The organism is Algoriphagus oliviformis (genome assembly GCF_017254915.1).
GTDB classification, from domain to species: Bacteria; Bacteroidota; Bacteroidia; order Cytophagales; family Cyclobacteriaceae; genus Algoriphagus; species Algoriphagus oliviformis.
The window spans coordinates 52,669-73,282 of sequence record NZ_JAFKCT010000010.1 but is presented as its reverse complement, the minus strand read 5'-3'; the positions used below and the strand labels follow the sequence as shown (position 1 = coordinate 73,282).

General features: G+C 54.4%; 16 protein-coding genes. 5 read left to right on the top strand and 11 right to left on the bottom strand.

What is annotated here, in order from left to right; translation table 11 throughout:
- Positions 1–71: 71 nt before the first annotated feature.
- On the bottom strand, positions 72–1,187 hold the full coding sequence (locus J0A68_RS19080) for a mechanosensitive ion channel family protein (protein WP_206579844.1): 1,116 nt from the start codon (positions 1,185–1,187) through the stop codon (positions 72–74).
- A 475-nt stretch (positions 1,188–1,662) separates the two neighbouring features.
- Here J0A68_RS19080 and J0A68_RS19075 point away from each other — a divergent pair, with 475 nt between their 5' ends.
- Together J0A68_RS19075 and J0A68_RS19070 are read left to right on the top strand one after the other, a co-directional pair.
- Positions 1,663–2,652 carry a glycosyl hydrolase gene (locus J0A68_RS19075; protein WP_206579843.1) on the top strand — a complete coding sequence of 330 codons (990 nt, stop codon included), beginning with the start codon at positions 1,663–1,665 and terminating at the stop codon, positions 2,650–2,652.
- Positions 2,653–2,680: 28 nt separating this feature from the next.
- Positions 2,681–4,321 (top strand): glycosyl hydrolase, encoded by a 1,641-nt coding sequence (locus tag J0A68_RS19070; RefSeq protein ID WP_206579842.1) that lies wholly within the window; start codon positions 2,681–2,683, stop codon positions 4,319–4,321.
- A 106-nt stretch (positions 4,322–4,427) separates the two neighbouring features.
- Here J0A68_RS19070 and J0A68_RS19065 read toward each other — a convergent pair whose 3' ends face one another.
- The 3 genes from J0A68_RS19065 to J0A68_RS19055 all read right to left on the bottom strand — a co-directional run bounded on the left by J0A68_RS19065 (position 4,428) and on the right by J0A68_RS19055 (position 7,259).
- Entirely contained in the window at positions 4,428–4,940 is a 513-nt protein-coding gene (locus J0A68_RS19065) for a uracil-DNA glycosylase family protein (RefSeq protein ID WP_438839576.1), read from the bottom strand.
- Positions 4,941–5,101: 161 nt separating this feature from the next.
- Positions 5,102–5,857, bottom strand: coding sequence for a glycosyltransferase family protein (locus J0A68_RS19060; protein ID WP_206579840.1), 756 nt, complete (start codon positions 5,855–5,857; stop codon positions 5,102–5,104).
- Between the two features lie 145 nt (positions 5,858–6,002).
- Positions 6,003–7,259 (bottom strand): hypothetical protein, encoded by a 1,257-nt coding sequence (locus J0A68_RS19055; protein ID WP_206579839.1) that lies wholly within the window; start codon positions 7,257–7,259, stop codon positions 6,003–6,005.
- 225 nt (positions 7,260–7,484) lie between these two features.
- Here J0A68_RS19055 and J0A68_RS19050 point away from each other — a divergent pair, with 225 nt between their 5' ends.
- Positions 7,485–7,991, top strand: coding sequence for a DinB family protein (locus tag J0A68_RS19050; protein WP_206579838.1), 507 nt, complete (start codon positions 7,485–7,487; stop codon positions 7,989–7,991).
- A 48-nt stretch (positions 7,992–8,039) separates the two neighbouring features.
- Here the strand turns inward: J0A68_RS19050 and J0A68_RS19045 are convergent, their stop codons facing one another.
- The 3 genes from J0A68_RS19045 to J0A68_RS19035 all read right to left on the bottom strand — a co-directional run bounded on the left by J0A68_RS19045 (position 8,040) and on the right by J0A68_RS19035 (position 12,414).
- Entirely contained in the window at positions 8,040–10,799 is a 2,760-nt protein-coding gene (locus J0A68_RS19045; protein ID WP_206579837.1) for a PVC-type heme-binding CxxCH protein, read from the bottom strand.
- A 74-nt stretch (positions 10,800–10,873) separates the two neighbouring features.
- Positions 10,874–11,527: a 3-keto-disaccharide hydrolase gene (locus tag J0A68_RS19040; protein WP_206579836.1), complete on the bottom strand. Its 654-nt coding sequence runs from the start codon at positions 11,525–11,527 to the stop codon at positions 10,874–10,876.
- A 131-nt stretch (positions 11,528–11,658) separates the two neighbouring features.
- Positions 11,659–12,414 (bottom strand): DUF6503 family protein, encoded by a 756-nt coding sequence (locus J0A68_RS19035; protein WP_206579835.1) that lies wholly within the window; start codon positions 12,412–12,414, stop codon positions 11,659–11,661.
- A gap of 263 nt (positions 12,415–12,677) precedes the next feature.
- Here J0A68_RS19035 and J0A68_RS19030 point away from each other — a divergent pair, with 263 nt between their 5' ends.
- Complete coding sequence (locus tag J0A68_RS19030) at positions 12,678–13,553, top strand: aldose 1-epimerase family protein (protein ID WP_206579834.1); 876 nt, start codon at positions 12,678–12,680, stop codon at positions 13,551–13,553.
- Positions 13,554–13,643: 90 nt separating this feature from the next.
- Here the strand turns inward: J0A68_RS19030 and J0A68_RS19025 are convergent, their stop codons facing one another.
- The gene (locus J0A68_RS19025; protein WP_206579833.1) at positions 13,644–14,024 is read right to left on the bottom strand and encodes a DoxX family protein; all 381 of its coding nucleotides are present in this window, start codon (positions 14,022–14,024) and stop codon (positions 13,644–13,646) included.
- 106 nt (positions 14,025–14,130) lie between these two features.
- On the opposite strand from J0A68_RS19025, the gene J0A68_RS19020 reads away from it, so the two are divergent.
- Positions 14,131–14,511 (top strand): winged helix-turn-helix transcriptional regulator, encoded by a 381-nt coding sequence (locus tag J0A68_RS19020; protein ID WP_206579832.1) that lies wholly within the window; start codon positions 14,131–14,133, stop codon positions 14,509–14,511.
- A gap of 15 nt (positions 14,512–14,526) precedes the next feature.
- Here the strand turns inward: J0A68_RS19020 and J0A68_RS19015 are convergent, their stop codons facing one another.
- The 3 genes from J0A68_RS19015 to J0A68_RS19005 form a co-directional block, all read right to left on the bottom strand.
- Positions 14,527–16,476 carry an OmpA family protein gene (locus J0A68_RS19015; protein ID WP_206579831.1) on the bottom strand — a complete coding sequence of 650 codons (1,950 nt, stop codon included), beginning with the start codon at positions 16,474–16,476 and terminating at the stop codon, positions 14,527–14,529.
- 1 nt (position 16,477) lies between these two features.
- A complete protein-coding gene (locus tag J0A68_RS19010; protein WP_206579830.1) occupies positions 16,478–17,449 on the bottom strand; it encodes a PorP/SprF family type IX secretion system membrane protein in 972 nt (323 codons plus the stop codon).
- 4 nt (positions 17,450–17,453) lie between these two features.
- On the bottom strand, positions 17,454–20,614 hold a 3,161-nt coding region (locus tag J0A68_RS19005), incomplete at its 5' end, for a T9SS type B sorting domain-containing protein (RefSeq protein ID WP_206579829.1).

Sequence of the window (20,614 nt, the reverse complement as noted above, 5' to 3'; positions counted from 1 at the left end):
ACACAAAAAAGCCACAGATGCAGGAGTCAACCTCCGCACCTGTGGCAAAAATTTTGGGTTGAAGACTAAGGTCAGTTTTGACTGGAACCGTTTTCCACGGCCGCGACCTCGCTCCGGTTGACGTGAAACTTCATCCCGTTTTCGTTGCGGATGTAGAGCGTACGCGTAGGGAATGCGAGGGAAATGCCGCGGTTACCGAGCTGCTCATAGATCTGCAGGTTGATCTCCTGCTGTATGTCCATGTAGGCATTGTATTCGGCGTTTTCCACGTAGTACACGATCTCAAAGTCCAGGCTGGAATCCCCGAAAGCCTTGAAGTGCGCCCGGTCAAAAGTCACGTCCTTCTGGGCAGACACGATCTCCTGCAGCAGGGAAGGGATGGCTCTCAGGTCTTCTGGGGACGTCTCGTAGGTGACTCCCACGGCGAAGACAATCCTCCGGCGCTGCATCTTCTTGTAGTTGTGGATGCGGGAGCTGGTCAGGTCACTGTTGGAAAAGACCAACTGCTCTCCGGACAGGGTGGCCACGCGGGTAGTCTTGATCCCGATCTTTTCCACGACGCCGTTTTTGTCCCCGATCACGAGAAAATCCCCGACCTCAAAGGGGCGGTCAAAAAAGATCACGAAATAGTTGAACAGGTCACCGAGGATATTCTGCGCAGCAAGGGCGATGGCGATACCGCCTATCCCCATCCCCGCGATGATCGCCGTGACGTCATAGCCGAGGTTGCCAAACATGAATACCAGTCCCGTGATCCAAATCACCACGTTCACTATCAGGATGATTCCACCCATCTGCTTGACTTTTTCCTCTCCTCCTTCCTGGCCCCTGATGTAGGTACGCAGGAGCATAAGGATCACGCTTGAGACAAAGCGGATGGCGTAATAGGTCAAAATGACGACAAAGACCACCTCTAGAATGTTGGCGAAGCGCTCCGGCCATACCAGGGTCTTGAGCCCGGCATAGATGATGACAAAGTACACCATCGGCACCATGAATTTGCTCACCGTCTCCACGGCAAAGTCATCGTAGCTGTTGTCCGTCTTGGCGACGAGTGCGTGCAGCCGCCTCAGGAGGATTTTCTTGAAAGCGGTGACGAGAAGGAATCCAAGCAAAATGCCGCCTAGGACAATGGCGTAGGCTTGGACGGTGTTTCCGAAGAATTCTTGTTCCAATAGAGTTTCCATGTAGTTAATAGGTTGTGGTGTGTAAAATCACTGCAATCGCGTGGATGATGCAGCAGCAAAAGAAGGAAAACAGGACTTTGGTATCGGCATGGCCCGCATACCGTCACGTGAGACGGCCGGGGAAAAGGAAGTTTACCGAAAACCGACGGATCGGCTAGTTTGGGAAATTGTCTAGTAGGGTAAGGCCATTTTGCCTGTAATTGTTCCGCCCAAGGCCAAAAGATTGCATCTCTTTTTGGTCAAAGCGCAGGCGAAACCAGACTTATTCAACATTGATTTACAAGTATTTGCAAACAAAAACCCTGCTTCTGTCCGCTCTAGGGGCAGATCCTAGAAATTGCTGGCCAGACAACGTAGCTAGACTGTCCCTTCAAAAAAATTCGCTCCCGCAGTGCTCCATCCTCCCGAATTAGCCTGCAGCAGGATGCTATTTGCCTGTCCAACCCCTATATTCCAGCCCCTTACTCCTCTACCTATGAACCTAAAAAAGACCGTCCTCAGCGCCCTGCTGCTTTTGCTCAGCACTTTTTCCCTCCAGGCCCAAAGCACCAAAGCCTGGACACGCTGGTGGTGGATGGGCTCTGCGGTGAGCAAAGCGGGCATCAAAGCGCAGCTCACGGCCTTTCACAAGGCGGGCATCGGAGGCGTGGAGATCACGCCCATCTACGGGGTGAAGGGCCAAGAGGGCAACTTCCTCCCCTTTCTTTCTCCCCAGTACCTGGAGATGCTTGACTACACCACGCAGCTGGCCGACAGCCTGGGCATGGGCGTGGACATGGTCTTGGGTACGGGCTGGCCCTACGGTGGCCCGCAAGTGGAGCCAGCGCATGCCGCGACCCGACTGGAGCATCAGGCTTTTGAGTTGAAAAAGGGAGAAAGCTTTGCCCAAAACCTCAGTCCCGCAAAACCCGAGTCCAAGCTCGTGGCGGTACTGGCCTATGGAGAAGGCGGCTTTTTCGAAGATCTGAGTGAAAAAATCCAAAACAGCCAACTGCAGTGGACTCCGCCCCAGGACCTGAAGGTCTATGCGGTCTATGAGGCCAAAACCGGCCAAAAGGTCAAGCGCGCCGCGCCGGGTGGCGAGGGGTTCACGCTGGACCACTATTCCAGAGCGGCCTTAGCCGACTATGTGATTCCCTATGACCAGAAGCTCAAGGCCCCCGTTCGGGCGATCTTCAACGACAGCTTTGAGGTCTATGGAGCGGATTTCACGCCGGGATTTTTGGAGGCCTTCGCAAAGCTGCGCGGATACGATCTCCGGCCCTACCTCCATCTGCTGATCGAGAAGACAGACTCCGAGCTCGCCAACCGCGTGCGCAGCGACTACCGCGAAACCCTAGGCGACCTGCTGAAAGTCGAGTTTGACCGCCCCTGGACGGCCTGGGCCAATGCCAAGGGATATGTGACCAAGCTTCAGGCCCCACGGCTCGCCCGGCAATCTCCTCGACCTCTATGCCACGGCTGACATCCCCGAGGCGGAAACTTTCGGCTCCATGCCTTTTGACATCCCCGGACTGAGACGCGAGGAGGCCGATATCCGCCCCGGCGACGCCGACCCCATGATGCTGAAGTTTTCCTCCTCCGCTGCCCACATGACCGGCAAGCCCCTGGTGTCCTCGGAGACCTTCACCTGGCTGCGGGACCACTTCAAAACCGCCCTTTCCCAGGCCAAACCCGAATTGGAAGAGCTCTTCCTCAGCGGGATCAACCACACCTTCCTCCACGGCTCCACCTACACCGATCCCGGAGCGGAATGGCCGGGCTGGAAATTTTACGCCTCGGTCAACTTTAGCCCCCAGCTCACGATATGGAGAGATTCGCCGGCTTTTTTTACCTATGTGGAAAACTGCCAGCGCATCCTGCAGAGCGGGCAGCCGGACAACGAAATCGCACTCTACTGGCCCGTCTATGACAACTGGGACAAGTACTATGAAGGAGCGACTTTCTTCCAGTTTAAGATCCACTCCCTGGGCGAGTGGCTGCTGGACACGCCCTTCTACCAAGCCGGTGTGGGCTTGATGAAGGAGGGCTACTCCCTGGACTTTTTCTCGGATGAATTTGTGCAGAGCGCCCGGGTGGAAAAGGGAAAAATCCGATTCAAAGGCGCAAGCTACCAGGCCATCGTGGTGCCACAGGTAGGACTCATGCCGCTGGAAACCCTCGAAAAGCTGCTGGAGCTAAAGAAAAACGGGGGAAAGGTCCTTTTCCTCGGGAAGCCCGAGTCCGTTCCTGGGCAGTTTGAACTCGAAAAAAGACTGACTCAGCTCGAAACATTGAACCGCTCGGTGACGGTCACGGAGGATTTTATCGGGACGCTGAAGGCTTCGCAGATTTTACCGGAAAGTTTGGTGGAAACTGGGTTGAAATTCATCCGGAGAAAGACCGAGCAAGGCAGCGCCTACTACCTCGTGAACCATCTGGCAAAAGACGTGGACGCTTACATCCTGCTGAATGCAGACGGGGAGGAAATCAGCCTGTTTGATCCGTATTCCGGAAAAATGGGAACGGCCCAGACCAGAAGCGAGGGAGGGAAAAAGCAGGTTCGTGTGCAGTTGAAGGCCGGTCAAAGCATGTTTGTGATCGTGGGGGCAAAGACCTCTTCGGAGGCCTGGAGCTACTGGAAGCCAGAAGGTGCCCCGCAAGCTATCGCAGGCCCGTACCAGCTTGGCTTTTTGGAAGGAGGCCCTGCCCTGCCCGCTGCGCAAACCCTGACGCAGCTGAAATCCTGGACGGAACTGAATGCCGACGCGGAAGCCTTCAGCGGGACCGCGGCCTATGAGATGAGCTTTGACCGGCCAGCAGGCGGGGCCGAGGCTTGGCTCCTGCAGCTCCCCGAGGTACGGGAAAGCGCCCGCATCTACCTCAACGGGGAGTACGTCGGAACGCTCTGGGCCAACCCTTTTGAAATCGTTCTTCCCCGGCTACGGGAGCACGACAACCAACTCCGCATCGAAGTCACCAACCTCTCCGCCAATAGAATCCGGGCTTTGGAGCTTTCCGGCAAGGAATGGAAGATCTTCCACGAGATCAACATGGTCAACAAGGATTACCAGCCTTTCGACGCCAAAGCATGGGACCCCATGCCTTCCGGGCTGATCGGGGAGATTCGGATTCAGGGCTTGGTAAGAGATTGATTTCTGGGACAGTTCCACAAACGCCAAAAGACTTGGGATGGAGGGCTGGTATTTGGTATTGCAACCAGCCCTGTTGGTTTTAAGCCGATATCGAATACTGAAAGACTCAAACGTCGAATTTTCCGATGATTTCCCACACGGTCTGCCTTAGCCTGGGAACCACCCTTTCCTCAAACCAAGGATTGCGCCGCATCCAAAGCCTGTTTCTTGGAGATGGGTGGACGAGGGGAAAATACTGCGGCAGATAGCTTTCGAAATTCCTGACCGTCTCGGTGAGCGTACCTTTCCTTTCGGCACCCAAATAATAGGCCTGCGCATAGCTGCCGATCAGCAAGGTCAGCCGGAGATTGGGAAGGTGCTGGCGCAAAGCTCCATGCCAAGTGGGGGCGCATTCCGGGCGGGGCGGCAGGTCTCCTCCTTTGCCCCTACCGGGGTAGCAAAAGCCCATGGGGATGATGCCGAAGACTTTTGGATCGTAGAAAAGCTCCCGGTCCACTTCCAGCCAGCGGCGGAGGTTGTCCCCGCTGGGATCGTTCCAAGGAATCCCAGTCGCATGCACCTTCGTACCCGGAGCCTGGCCTATGATGAGGACTTTACAATCGGGATGTGCGGACAGCACGGGTCGAGGGCCAAGGGGGAGATCCTTTTCACAAATCCTGCACTGGGCGACACGATGTAAAAGTGATTCCAAACTCTCCTGCATACGACCAATATCTGGATTTTGCCGCTCTTTTTCGAACAGTAAGCACCGATGGCACTATCCAAATGCATTCGGCGCTGCTATTTGCCGACAAAGGATTTCTGCCCTTTCAGTTTCCTAGTCGCTGCCTGGGTGATTTTCAGGATGTAATTCTTGGTGTAGTAAAAGAGAAAATTCCGGTAGTAGCGGTTGTCAAGCAATCTGCCTCGGCCTTTCAGCAGGCTTCGGGTATTCTTCAGGACGATCAGATTGCGGTTTACCTCGCTGCGGCCACAGACATGTACAAAGAGCGCGGCCTGATGGTCGTGAGTCCCGTACAGGCAATTCAACTTTTCCGGGTCGTGGATCACCACCTGGTTCCCGTATTTCGGCACGATGTAGTCGATCACGAGCTTTTGCTCGTAGGGAAAAGGGCAGCCTTTCCGTTGGGCATAGATCTCTTCCTCCCAGTGCATGGCGTCGCGGTGCACGAGCTTCACCCCCGTATTCACCGGATAGCCCCAGGGCTTTTCGTGGAAAACATGATACAGAACTCCGGGATCGCTTAGGTCGATAAACTCCTCTATACGCCTGTCCATGGCCTGAATGTAAATATCGGTATCGAGCCAGAGGTACCACTCCGCATCCGGAAACGCTTCGGCAGCTTTGCTTAAAAGCAGGCATCTGCGAAAATGTAACTCCGACACCTCGAAAGGTACTGCTGTCTCTGAATCGTAATACAAGTCATAGCCGTGGGTCTGGGCGTATTCCCGCAGAATATTTTCGGTCAATTCGGCAAAGAGAACGCCCTTCGGATAGTGACCCGAGACAATGCATAGATGCTTTTTCTCGATCATTTCACTGTGCTTTTTAGGTCGCGGAATCGCCCGGCTTCTCACGCGTTTTCACTTCCGCCAACACTAAGTTTTGCGAACGAATATAAGGCTTTTAATCAAGTGGGACATTGCTCCAGAGGGCATCAAAGCGCTTTACCCTACCTGCCTAGAAAAAACTTTGCCGAATGGAGGTCATTTCCAAAGTTGTTGGCTTGGCCAGTTCGACCAGCTTGCCACGCATCTGCTCATCGTATGACTGGCTATGTGTGACGATTTCCGTGGATTCAAGCTTGAAGTTCGCAAGGTTCTGCAACTTGGGATTGAGCATCACTAGTTCCGCTGGAAGAGAGAGCTGCACGGACGACTCACTGCCGAATACAAACCAACGCAGTGAGGCGTAAGGCGGGCCTACGAAGCGATCAGACTGATCCCAAACCGCAAACCAATTGGTGACACCTGGAGGCTTGGTAAAGCGAAAATCAGAAACCAGCTGACTTTGCGGCTGCACGGTGTGTTCGATCGGAAGGGAGATCGAGGCTGGAACGGCACCTATTTTTCTGTAGGTGAAAAAGGTCTTGGCATTGGCAGAGCGGTTTCCGGAAATCACGATCTCATAGAGTTCGAAGCTGTTGATGAATCCCAGCTCGTATTCGGAATGGGCATCAAAACTCACCCCATAGTTATTGCCGTTGACACGGTAGCGTCGGGCAAATCCGGAGTCGGTCCTATCCAAGGCAACAGAGGAAAAATAAAACTGACTGAAGTCCGATCTCTTAAACTTCATCGTTCGATCATAGGCATTCAAGTCAGAAAACTTATAGGAAAGCTTGGCATCGGGACCTGTGACTTTCAGCATTTTGTAGCGGGTTTGGCCATTTTGATCTTTGGCCACCACCATATAGTCTGTGACTCCTTGATGGTAGCTTGCGGTCATCTCCAAATGGCCATTTACCAGCTGAAAGCTATGGTTCATTCCGCCTATATTGCTGGTCACATAGGCACCAAAAGGAAACTCCACACCAGTCATATCTACCCGGAAATCTCCCGTGACTGGGGGAGTCGGCGCGCTAGTAGGCGACAAACCCAACGTGATATCTTCTGCTACGGAGATGTATGCATAAGTCTCCAACAACTCTGACTGAAAGTCACCATTCCGGGTTTTGAGATAGGTGGTGAGGTGATAGCGTTTGGAATCGTCCAATTCCACCCCCATCGTCCCGCCGGAAGGCATTTGTTGGTGGGCAATCGGCTTGCCCTCCAAATCATGTATTACTACCCAAAAGTCTTCGGCTTGGAGCGGATAGCGCGGAACCAGGCTGATATTTAGCCTCCCGTCTAATTCCACCGGATTTTCGATGCCCTCATCCTCTATACAGGAAAAAAACAAGACCCCCAGCAGCAGGAAAGAAAACAGTGATTTCATCATCGTTGAATTTCCCGAAAAATGAACAAAACATTTCAACTAACAATGCTATGAACCCTGCGATTATTAAAAAAATATCAGTTTTGATCTTCGTCAAAACACAAGCTCGGCATTTCCGGTAAAACCATCCCTTGCGATCTAGGTATCTGCTTTTACAGGAAGGATTTGGACAGTCTTTAGGCCTTGATCCAGCACTAAAAACGCGCGATTCCCTATCTTGGCCCTATGAGCAAGCAACCCGAAGTATGGCTGAGAGGACCGATTCCAGGCCTTTCTCCCCTTTTGCAACCCGCAGCACACGCCATCCTGCAGATGCAGGAGGAAGTCCACACCCTGATGGAGGACTTTCCTTCTTCACTTCTTTGGGAAAAACCCGCGGAATTGGCCAGTCCGGCATTTCACCTCCAGCATATCGCAGGCGTGCTGGACCGGATGATGAGCTATTCCAAAGCGGAAGCCCTGAGCGAAAGCCAATTTGACTTCCTAAAGGCCGAGGGAATAGAAAACTCCCAAATCACCACAGCGTCCCTGCTCGGACAGCTGGATCACCAAATTGGAAAGTACGTGGAACTCTTGGCGAAAACCGATGACTCCACCCTTGCGGACTACAGACCGGTAGGAAGGGCACAGCTGCCTTCGACGGTCGGCGGACTGCTTTTCCACGCCGCTGAGCACGCGCAGCGCCACTTCGGCCAGCTGCTGGTGACCGTGAAGGTGATACTTTTGGGTTAAATTCGCTATCCTGCTTCTCCTGAAGCAGGATAGCGACTCAAACAGCTGTCAGTGATGGGCGTGGCTGAGCTCTGAGGATTCGGACACATTCTTTTCACCCAGCTTCTGCCAAGTGTACTCCAGCAGCAGAGGGATCTTCGCATTCTCCGCCAACACCAAAGCCCGCTTCGCATCCAAGTCCGTCAGCGGCTCGAGCGCATACCACAGCATCAGAGGAAGATTGTGGTCAACGGCATCCTCGGCGTGCTGGGACAGGGCAGCAAGTACCTCCCAGCGCTGGCTCGCATCCAGGCGAAGCAGCGCAGAGGCGAGGTAGAGCCTCACCATAGGAGAAGAATCCGCCTTTGCCATGTCGGTGAATTTGGCCAGAGTCAGGTCAGAGACGGATTTGCTCTCGGCCAGAAGCTGAATAGCCCAGCTACGGAGATACTCGTTGGAGTTGGAGAGTAGGGAATGCATTTCCTTCTCACTCATCGCACTCATCGCGTGCAATGTCCACAAGGCACGGAGCTGATGGGCCACATCCGGATCGTCGGAAAGGATGGCTTTGAGGGCCTTTTGGGACTTTCGGTTGCCACCTCTCTCCTGCAGGATCATCCGCGACTGACGGGCATACCATTCGTTGTCGTGGGTCTGGTAGTAGGCCAGTTCCAGATCGGAGGCTTCGTAGAGGTTTTCTTTCACAAAGACATCGCTTTCGTGGCTGATCTTGAAGATCCTGCCGAGGGTTTTGTCGTGGACATCGGGATTGGGACTGTGGCATTGGTTTTTGTCGTACCAATCGATGGCAAAGACCGACCCGCTGGCATCGTACTTGAAATTGAGCCACTGGGACCAGGAGTCGTTCATCGCCATGAAGTCCTCGTGGTGTCGGCCGATGTAGCCGGAACCCGACTTTTCGAGCAAGTCGATATTGAGCCTCGCGCCGTTGATATTGTTCATGAAAATCGCATTGCGGTACTCCTCGGGCCACTTTTCACCTCCCAAGTAGATCATGGCCCCAGCATGGGCATGTCCTCCCCCGGCAGCGGCCGAGCGGAAGTTGCCGGCATGTGGCCCTCTATCCCCCAGCCAGTGCACGTGGTCGCCGATGGTTTTGATGTCGTCAAAGGTGTAGGGATTGAAATGCTTGCCCGCCTGGCGCTGGTACCTGGCTCCCTGCACCACGTAATAAAGGTGGGGAATGACGCAGACGGTGATAAAGGAATGCCCGTAGCTATTGAAGTCTATGCCCCAGGGATTGCTGCTTCCTTCTGCGAAGACTTCAAACTCATGCCGGGTCGGATGATACCTCCAGACTCCCGCGTTGATTTTGGTACGATCGGCATCAGGAGCACCGGGTTTGCCCACGTTGGAATGGGTAAAGACGCCATGCGTGCCATACAGCCAGCCGTCCGGACCCCAGCGTAGGTTGTTGAGCACCTCGTGTGTATCCTGGGTTCCCCATCCGTCAAGCAGCTTTTGCGCAGGACCGGCAGGCTTGTCGGTCGCGTAGTCGATGGGGATGAAAAGCAGGTAGGGCGCCGCTCCCAGCCAAACCCCACCCATGCCGACCTCGATGCCGCTGACCAAGTTCAGTCCTTCGGCAAAGACCTTGCGGCTGTCCAGCGTCCCGTCTCCATCCGTGTCCTCAAAGATCAGAATCCGGTCTCTGCCCTGTCCCTCGGGCGCTGGCTCGGGATAGGTGTGTCCCTCCACTACCCAAAGGCGGTTTCTTGCATCGATGGTAAAACTAATCGGGCGGACTATATCGGGCTCAGCAGCGGCCAGAGTTACCTTGAATCCCGGAGGTGGGGTCATCGCTGCGGCGGCAGCCTCCCCGGAAAGTCCCGCGTTCAGTACCGGATCCAGCGGAGGCAGGACGATGATGTCCTCTTTGTCCAGCTCGTTGGGAAAATTGGGGCGCGTGGGGTAAAAGCGGAAATCGTCAAAATTGATGTGCGCCCACTGATCGTCCTTGATATAGGGAATCTGCGAAATACCGGTTTCATTGTCAATCACTTTGATCTGGATTTGTTGTCCCAAAAACGGGGTCAAGTCTGCCACCACGGGCTGCAGGGTTGCCCTGCCTTGGCCTGTGGACTCGAAGATGACCTTTTGGCTTTCCGCCAAAACCAACTCCACCCGGGTATCCACCAAAGCACCACCCGAAACCCGAAATGCCGCAAATGGCGCAGTGACCTCAAAAGGATCGGAGGTAAGCGTTCCGGTGAGCGTGTAGTTTTTCAGGCCTCCGCTGCTGAGGAAGTTTTTCCCCTCGAAGAAGATCGGTCCCTCTTCGCCGTGAAGTGGAGAGGGGTCGGCTTTAACCAGAGGATTACGGAACGCCTCCCCTTCCGCCGTCCAGTTGCTTAAGTCGCCGGTCTCAAAATTGAAATTGAGCGGCTGCCCATCTTTCACGGGCAGCATCCCTCCAGGGATCTCTTCGGTTTCCCCCTCGCGCAGCAGTCGAAAGTCCCCCACCATGCCTGCCGCCCGATGTCCCGGCACGGTGCAGTAGTAGGTATCGTCCTCCACCGCCACGAAGGTGATGCTGGTAGAGAGCCCCTTGTCAAAGATGGTTTCGCTTTTGATCCCGAGCTTTTCCATGGCTACGTCATGCGTCATGATCTCGCCGTTGGTGATGGTGATGCGGACGGTCTCCCCTTTTTTGGCTTTCAGCGTGGGGTTTCTGCTGCCATCTTTGGCAAAATACCCAAGCATCGTAGCCTCGAGATGGAATTCCCGGTCTGGCTTGGAGTCTTGGGCTTTTACCGAAACCATGAACAGAACAAACAACAAAAACAGGGGAAAAAAGCGGAGGCGCATAGACGGCGGGTTTATCGGGTTATAGATTTAGTGGGCTATTGTCAAATGGTTTACTCGCGAATGGGCCTGGGGGACTATCGGCCTCCGCTGAGTTCTTCTATCCAAAGATCCTTGACGGCGACCTGGGCCTTGCCGCCCCCGTGGATCTGGATTCCAATGCGCCCCAACTGTGGAATCCCGGCATCGCGCTCAGTGTAGTCGACGGTTTGGTGGCCATTGATGAAAAGCTGGATGCGGCCATTCTCAGCGTGGATCTTGTAATCGTTCCAGTCGCCTATTTTGATCCAATCCATGATTTGGGCGGAGTCTGGGGCCGCAAGGGTTTTGTTGCGCCGAGACTCGTCATAGAGGCTAGCCCAGTAGCCCTGGCCCCAGTCGGCCTGGTAGCCGGTCATTTCGTAGGGCGGGTCGGCCAGACGCTGCGAGTGAAACTGGACACCAGAATTGATGAAGCCCTCCTCTCCGCTCAGCTTGATTTTTAGGGTAAGAATGAAATCGCCGTATTCCCGCTCGGTGACCAAAAAGTCATTGTGGGGGACGGTCTCCAGCAGCGATCCTCCCAGGATCATCCCTTCGGCTATTCTCCAGGTATCCAGCGTATCGCCCTCCCAACCCTCGAATGACTGCCCGTCAAAAAGAGGGCGTTGTGTTGAAGTAGTCGCAGTCTCGCAGGCAAAAAAAGCATAGACAAGCAGGAATGGAAGGATTCCGGAGAAGGTTGGTCGCATGGTCAATTGGGCTTTATCCCAAAGTACAAAAAAAGGTCGGGGCTTCACAGGAAAAAGACCTGCGACCCGATACGTCCATCGCTTTGGCTTCGCCCAGCCAAAAACACTTCCATCAAATCATCGACCTGCGACTACTTGGTCTCCACCCACTCTTTGGAATAAAAGTCCGCTGGCCTAGCCTCATCGGCAAGTGTGACGCCGATGAAATCCACCCGATTTCTATCGCCTAGGATTTGCCCATTTTCCACCTGCTGCCATGCAATGGAGGCCGGAAGAGTCACTCCCTCGACTGCCGCCCATTGATCGTACTTGATGATGCTTGGCGGGCCCGGCTTCAGTTCTTTCCCAAAAGTAGCCCTATACCCTAGCCAAGCCATTTGATAGCTGCTGGGCTCGTAGTAGAGGAAATACACGTCTTCCGAGGAAGCCCCTACCCCATTGTTGAAGGTGATTTTGATGCCTGGATAGCTTTTTCCCTCATGCTCCAGAGGCTCGGTCTCGCCATAGTTGATCCCTTCATCTGCCAAGACAAAGGGCATCGCGAAAAAATAAAACATAAGGTCATGCCTGAAAGAAGGATCCCCTTCGTATTTCTCGGCTTTGTCTTTGGACCAGGCGCTGGTCCCGTCGAAGCCAATGTCATAGGCTGGAGATTCGACTCTGTCCATCCTCGAATGCAAGTCTATGGTATGCACCTCCTCAAAGCCTTCTTTTGGGATCCCAAAGCGGAGCGTTTTCATCGCATCCCACTGTACCAGCCCTCCATGGGCTTCCAAAACTCTCGCAAAGTCATCCGGGTATCGATCCATATTTCGGGAGGACTGGGGCTGGGTAGAGCAGGCAGAGACGATCAGCGCCACCAAAACTCCAAGAAATGGGTGTTTCATAGTCTAAAGTTGTCCACAATAATGGTTTTGGGCAAGCAAAAACACGCCTTATCCACAGTACCGCAACAGGCGCAAGGCTACGCAGTCCAGGGCCGGCTTCGCACAAACGGGAAAAACTTCCACTCCAAGGGGCAGGGACATCAGGGCAAGCAAAAGAACCGAAACGGCAATCGCCCGTGGAAAATGGCCGGATACTTTCCCGAAAAAGGCAGATTATCCCTTTTCCAATCCCTATCTTTCCCGCCCAAATTTTTCCCAGATCTATGCACCACACCATCGAATCCGAGTCCCTTCGCGTCCAAGTGAAGCTCAAAGGAATGGAGCTGAGCTCCATCCAGTCCAAGGCCAGCGGCCAAGAATACCTTTGGCAGGGAGATGCCCAGTTTTGGACTGGGCAAGCGCCGATACTCTTCCCCATCATCGGCGCGCTGAAGGGCGGGAAAACGAGCTTTCAGGGAAAAGACTACGCGCTGCCCAAACACGGATTTGTGCGCAACTCCACTTTACCCAAACTTGTCCGGCAGGAAGCAAGCCTGCTGGTCTTCTCCGTGGAGTCCAATGATGAGACTCGGGCCGTATATCCGTTTGAGTTTCGCCTAGAGGTCAGTTTTTCCCTTTCAGGAAAAAAACTGGAAGTCTCGCACACCGTCACCAACACCGGAGACCAGGCGCTTTATTACTCCCTCGGAGGGCACCCAGCCTTCAACTGCCCGCTGCTTCCGGGCGAGCGTCTGGAGGAGTATAGCGTGGAGTTTCCCCAAAAAGAAAAAGACAGCACCTGGATGATCACACCCGAAGGACTGATCGGAGGGAAAGGCGATCTCGTGCTGGACGACAAGGCCAGCATCCCGCTGCATGCACACCTGTTTGACCAGGATGCGCTGATCTTCAAACACCTCAACTCGAGGGAGGTTTCCCTGAGCCATCGAGACAAAGGCCCGGTTCTGAAAATGGAGTTTGGCGACTTTGACTACCTGGGCATCTGGGCCAAGCCAGGCGCTCCCTTTGTGTGCCTCGAACCTTGGCTCGGCATCGCCGATTCCGCAGACCACTCTGGACTGCTGGCTGAAAAAGAAGGGATAAGAGTTCTGGCAGCGGGAGCTTCGGAGACCAAAAAATACAGCATAGAAATCCGCTAGCCTTTGCGAAAGCCACTCGTTTTGAGGGCGAAAATGCAAGTAAAGTTTAAAGACAAGAGGCTGGCCTGATCTGGGCCAGCCTCTTGGTTTTTAGGCAAAAACGGGCTTTTTCTCCTCTATTTTACCCCAATATCCATAGGATACGACCAGCAACACCAGAAAGACGAAAGGCGCAAACGAGACACTCATCGCATCCCCTGAGGCGATGTGGGCTACGATGGCGGACACAAAGGTCAAGCCGAACCCAAAGTAGGCAAACAGCTTTAGGGTCGCTGGTACGGCAGGGATCAGCAGCAAGAGGGCGCCGATCAGCTTGGCCAGCCCCAGTTCGATCCGGAAGTAGGCTGGAAAGCCCAAATGGGTGAAAGCAGCCTCCAAGTCGGGGCTGGTGAGGTACAGAAATCCGCTGAAAAGCATCATTCCCGATACGATGGCAGTGGTAGTCCAGAAAATAACCTTGTTCTTTTTCATGGTTTAGTTGTTTTTGATTACGTGCCAAAACTAGGTACATTTGCTATACATTTGTAAGTACTATACCGTTGTATAGCACTATACTTGAGTATAGCAAACTACCCCCATGGAAAAGCTCTGCGAACAACCCCGTACCCATTCCAACTGCATGAGGATGGTCCAGCCCGTGACCGACGCCCTCTACGTCCTCAATGGCAAGTGGAAACTGCCCATCCTGATCACGCTGCAGTTTGGAAACAAAAGATTTGGCCAGATAGCCAAGGAAATCCCAAAAATCACCGACCGCATGCTCTCCAAGGAGCTGCGGGAGCTGGAGGCCAACGAGCTCGTCAAGCGAACTGTCCACGACACCGTCCCCGTCACGGTGGAGTATTCCCTGACCGAGTACGGCCATTCCCTCGATCCGGTATTCAATGCGCTGGCCGATTGGGGCATGCGACATCGGGAGCGGATCTTCCAGGCTGAGAAGGACTTGGTTGAAAAGTAAAAAGGCCCGTAGGCCTCAGTACTCCGTTATTTTGAACTCCGTCCTTCTGTTTTGCTGGTGCTGCACTTCGGTACAGACAGCGCTGTCACCGCAGGCGTTGAGCAGCTTTTCCTCCCCAAAACCAACCGCAACCATCCTACCTGCCCGGATCCCCCTCGACTCCAGATAGGCGACGACCGAATGGGCCCGCTTGTCGGAAAGCGTAAGGTTGTATTCCGCGGGACCTCTCGAATCCGTGTGGGAATGGAGCTCGATTTTCAAAGTAGGGTTTTCGTTCATGATCCTGAGTAGCTTTTCGAGCTCGGGCTTGGCGTCTTCCCTGATTTCCCACTTGTCAAAGTCGTAATAGATATTTTCCAGGCTATACACTTTTCCGACTTCGATCTTGTCCAGAAAGATATCCCGCACCAAGACCGAGTCTGCCGGATCGCTGGAGAGGGGAATGGATAGAGAAAGCAGCTCCGAATTCAGGTAGCCGGTTTTCCGACCCGAAAGCCGAAGCTCTCCACCCGGCTCCACCTGGAAGCGAAAGCTTCCATCCGCTTGGGAGACATACACGCCCAACTGCTGTCCATCCCGATCTGCCAGGGTCACCACCGCTTCTGCCAGCAGTTCATTGCTAGTCAAGTCATAGACTTTCCCCTGCAGCGTGAATTTCACCGCTTTTTCCCTCGCAAAATAGATGTCATCCAATCCCCTCCCTCCCCCCCTGTCCGAGGCAAAAAATGCGAGACCTTTGGCTTTCTCTGCTTTGAAAAAGCCGAAATCATCCCGATTGGAATTGATCGGGCTGCCGAGATTTTGGGGAGCTTGGTAGGAGTCGTCCACGTATTCGGCCACAAAGACATCCAAGCCTCCCAGGCCAGGGTGTCCCTCACTGGAAAAGTAAAGACTGCCTGACTCCGCCAAAAACGGACTCCTTTCCCTGCCCGTGGTATTGACCGCTTCGCCGAGATTCACCGGCTGGCCCCAACGCCCATCACCCAGATAGTCCACGTAGTACAGATCCGCCTCGCCGAAACCACCCTGCATGTCCGAGGAAAAATACAGCCGTCTGCTCTGGGCGTGGTAAAAGGGATCCGAGACGGAATATTTAAACGGGGAGTTAAAGGAAAAACTGACAAAGCCGGCATCTCTCGCCTGGTTGTCCCTGAAAAACAGCTCGGGGAAAAGCGTGTAGTTTCTCGCGGAGCACTTCTTGTCCGTCTTGACAAACTTCTGCTGCTGCGTGATCGTGGCAAAATCCATTTCATCGGCCTTTGCCACCGGCCCGATGTGCAGCTTGCTCTGGAAATCGGCACTGCCCGCCACTGCCCCCTCGAGGTTTGTGGGGTCTTCTTTCCATCTGGCCTCATACACTTTCAGGAAGCCATTGCCTGTCCAGCCGTAGAGATCGCTTTTTAGCGCATTGTTGGCATCTATGTGCCTGACTTTCCCCTCCAGTCGGTCGGAGACAAAAAGCAAGAGGCTGTCCTCGGTGAGGCTGGGGCCAAACTCATCGTAGGCGGTATTGACCTCCGAAAGAGCGGATACGGAGAAACCGGAAGCCTGATTGAGCTGTTCAGCGGCCTGCGCAGCGGTGCTGGACAGCCTAACCCAACGCGGCTCCTGCTTATCCTGTGCCAGGGAGAGTATTCTGGCAGCTTCTGAATACTTGGAATTGGCAATGAGCACTTCGGCAAAAGGCAGCAGGTCTTCCTCGAGCAGACTGCCGTCCCGATTGAGCTTGCTGTACCATTCCTCAGCCTGCTGGAAATCACGAAGGTGAAAATAGGCCTGAGCCAGCGCGCGCGCCGACTCAGGCTGGGGTGATCTATCCCAACTTTTCAAAAAATAATCTATTCCCAAAAAATAATTCAAGTTGTCCACCTGCCGCTGGCCCTTCCTGTAGTCCCGCTGGGACACAGACTTGCAGGAATAAACCAAAACCAGGAATAAAGCAATCAGCGCGTAGTGTCTATGCATATCAGAAATATCTAGGGGAAACAAGTCTCACCCGCTTGGGGGGAAACAAATAGGAAATGGAGATGTCGTGGGAGGAAAAGTCCTTGACCGAAACGCCAGACACATTGTGGTCATAGGCATATCCCAGCCGGAGACTTTCCCTGATCAACACCTGGACGGTACCTATCACGGCCGCCGATTTGGACAGCCCTGCCTGGATTTCCCTGCCGGGCATGTCTATTCCCATCCTATATCCCCCACCTATCCATACCGCGTCGTTGATCACCAGGGAGGTATTCAAATCCAGCCTGGCCGGCGCTTTGAAATCGTCCATGTACATGAATGATGGAAGCAGGGACAGGCTGCTCGACAGGTCCAGAAACAATCCCCCAGAAAGGTAGGCATGGGGTACGGGCTGGATCATCATGTCACCTTTGTCCAAGTCCAACAGGCTCGATATCATCTGGTCCACGGACAAGCCCAGGAAAAACTGCTGGTCATAGAGAAACAGGCCCGCCTTGAGGTCGGGATAAAAAACCTGTTCCCTCCCGGCAGCCATGGTCGGGTCGTCGTCCGAACCATAGTGAAGCAGCTCTCCGTCCAGCGTGGAATTGACCAATCCCACCGCCGTACCAAAGCTCAGGTAGCGCGTGTCTCTGAGCTGCAAATGGTAGGACAGGTTGCCATAGACGGCGCTGGTGCGCTGGGCGCCGACCCTATCGCTGATGACCTGTCCCCCAATTCCCAGTCTCGATTCCGGCAGATACACGTCCCCGGCCACCCCAAAGGTCTCCGGGCTGCCAGCGACACCTGTCCATTGCTTTCGGTAAAAAGACTGCAAATACAGCTCTTGCTTGTATCCGGCATAGGCCGGATTGATGTAGACAGGATTGAAAATGTATTGGCTAAACTGGGGGATCTGCTGCGCAAACCCCTCATTCACAACACTAAAAACCAACACAATAGAAAGAAGTACTAGCCTAAATAATTTCATATCCTTATTTGATAAGCGTGATAAAACCTGTGAATGTGTGCTCCTTGCCCGAGCTATCCCTTACCTCCAGCTGGTAGAAGTAGGTGCCGCCGTTGAGGTTTCCACCGCTCCAGTCGTTTTGGTAGTTGGAGGACTTGTACACCTCCACTCCCCATCTGTTGACGATGGTGACCTTGTTGGTGGCAAAGAATTCCCTCAAGCCCTTGATCACCCAGGTGTCGTTGACACCGTCTCCGTTTGGCGTGATGGCATTGGGGATTTCAAATTCCATCTGCGTATGGGACACCGTGTCAGTATTGTCCATAGGCTCGGTCTCCAGATCCTCGGAGCTTACTTGGGCGGTATTGCTGACCAGCCCTGCGCTCAAGGCCACCACTTTGATGGTCAGGAATTGGGAGCTGTTTGCGGACATGGTCTCCAGCGTCCAAGTGACGGTATGGTTTTCCGAGTCATAGCTCGCCGATCCGGAGCTTGCCGACACGTCAACCAGCCTGACGAGCGGGGACAACACGTCCGTGACCACCACCGCGTTGGCCGTAGAGGCACTGTTGTTTTGGAGTGTGATTTTATACTCAAACTCAGCCCCCAAATTGACTAGGGATGCGGAAACCTCTTTTTGGACTCGGAGATCCACTTCGTTTTGGGCAGCCTCAATTTGGATCGGCGCAGAGCTGGATCTTACCGGAGGGAAGTTTCTTCCTGAGGCAAAAACCCAGTTGACCAAAGGAACTCCAGCGTCTGTCACCATCAGCTGAATCTCCACTTCCCATACGGCACCAGGATCCAGTGAACCCCTGGTCCAGGTGACGGCTTTTTCCCCAACGTCCCCTTGAGGCGTGGTCTGGATCGGCAGGGTACCCAGAGGGATACTGTCGGTCAGCACCAGATCATAGGCTGGGCTTGTGCCGGTGTTCACTACGCTGATCGTGTAGGTCACCATACCTCCCAGCGCCACCGACTGAAGGTCGGCCGTCTTGGTGAGCGAAAGACTGGTCTGTGCCGGCTCGGGCTCTCCATCAGGGTCTGCGATGATCAATACTCCGTTTCCACGGTCCGACTCTTGTGGACTTCCCAGTCCGGCATCTACCGAAACCGTGGCGACGTTGTGGATCACTTGTCCGACGACAGCATCCCCGTTGACCACTACCTGAAGCTGCAGGGCCATGCTTTCTCCAGCTGCTAGGCTTGGAACCAGCCAAGAGACCACTCCGTCCTCGAACTCCCCTGCACCACTTGCCGCGACAAAGGACAATCCAAGAGGAAGTCTATCCTGCACGAGTACCTGCTCCAGTGTCACCAGTGAAGTATTTGAAACCGTGATCACGTAGCTGTAGCCTTGGCCTACTTTCGCTTCTTCAATGCTAGGAAGCTTGGAAATGGCTAGAGGCCGAGGGTCTTGCACCGTCACCACCGCCGGATCTGACTCTTTTGGCCCATCCGGATCATCCGGGCTGGATACCACCGCCACGTTGGAAAGCTGGGTACCTGCTGCCAAATCCGCAGCCAGGGAAACAACCAATGTCAGCTCCACGCTTTCGCCTGCTGCCAAAGAAGCGATCTTCCAGGTCACTAGACCCTCGGAATGAACCCCGCCCTGGCCTGCCGAACCGAACACCAGGCCTGCGGCCAAGGCATCCGTGACGGTCAACTCCGCCGCATCGCTAGGACCGGCGTTGGCCACGCGGATCGTGTACTCCAAGTCCCCTCCTGCCAAAGCCGTTGAAGAACTGGCTGTCTTGGTAACGGAAAGTTTTGCTGCATTTTCAACCGTCACCACCGCCGGGTCGGACTCTTTTGGACCATCCGGATCATCCGGGCTGGATACCACCGCCACGTTGGAAAGCTGGGTACCTGCTGCCAAGTCCGCAGCCAGGGAAACAACCAGCGTCAGCTCCACGCTTTCGCCTGCTGCCAAAGAAGCGATCTCCCAGGTCACCATACCCTCGGAATGAACCCCGTCCTGACCTGCCGAGCCGAACACCAGGCCTGCGGCCAAGGCATCCGTGACGGTCAACTCTGCCGCATCGCTAGGACCGGCGTTGGCCACACGGATCGTGTACTCCAAGTTCCCTCCTGCTAAAACCGTTGGAGAACCGGCTGTCTTGGTAATGGTAAGGTTTGCGGCTTTTTCCACTGTCACCACCGCCGGGTCGGACTCTTTTGGCCCCTCCGGGTCATCCGGGCTGGACGCCACCGCCACGTTGGAGATTTGCGTGCCTGGGGCAAGATCGGAGGAGGTAGACACCCAAACCGTCAAGTCAAGGGCCGAATTCGCCGGAACCGATGGAATATTCCACACCACCGCTCCTGATGCAAATTGGCCTGAGTTGCTTGAGTTTTCGTATCTCAGCTTGGCATCCAAGACGTCCGTCACGGTCACATTGGAAATCGGAGTTGAATTGGTATTGACCACCGCAATGGAGTAGGTGAAAGTCTCTCCGGCAGTTACGGTCGCGCTTTCGGCGGCTTTAACGACCAAAAGTCCTTCACCCGCATCACAATTGACCAAGGAAACGGTCACCCTCGCCCGGTCTTTACTTTCGCAGTTCGTATCTGAATCCACCCTAGCAGCAAAATAGCTTTTGCCATTTTCCAAAATTGTGGATGCAGCCAAAGGTATTCCTCCAATCTCAGAGGCATACCACACGATCCCCTCCCCTTCGACAGAAATCGAAGCCAAAGCCGGAGCGCTTGAAGCACAGAAACTTTGGTTTGGATTGGCTATAACCGGAGCCGCGGTAGCGTTCACATTAACAGTCAGGACAGCGGCTTGGCCGGGAGCATTTTCGCAGACCCCGTCGCCTGCCACGGTCACGTAGTAGCTCGTGGTCACCGTCGGGCTGACGCTGAGGTTGGCCAGCTCGGTGGTCAGGGCCGCGTCGGCGTAGAATCGGAAGACTGGACTCGAAACCGTGCCGGAAAGGGCGGAAAGCACCACGCTTTCCCCTTCGCAGATCGTCAGGTCCGACACATTGATGTCGGCGGCGGTTGCAGCCGTATTTACATCAACAGTCAGCACAGCGGCTTGGCCGGGGGAATTTTCGCAGACCCCGTCGCCTGCCACGGTCACGTAGTAGCTCGTGGTCACCGTCGGGCTGACGCTGAGGTTGGCCAGCTCGGTGGTCAGGGCCGCGTCGGCGTAGAATCGGAAGACTGGACTCGAAA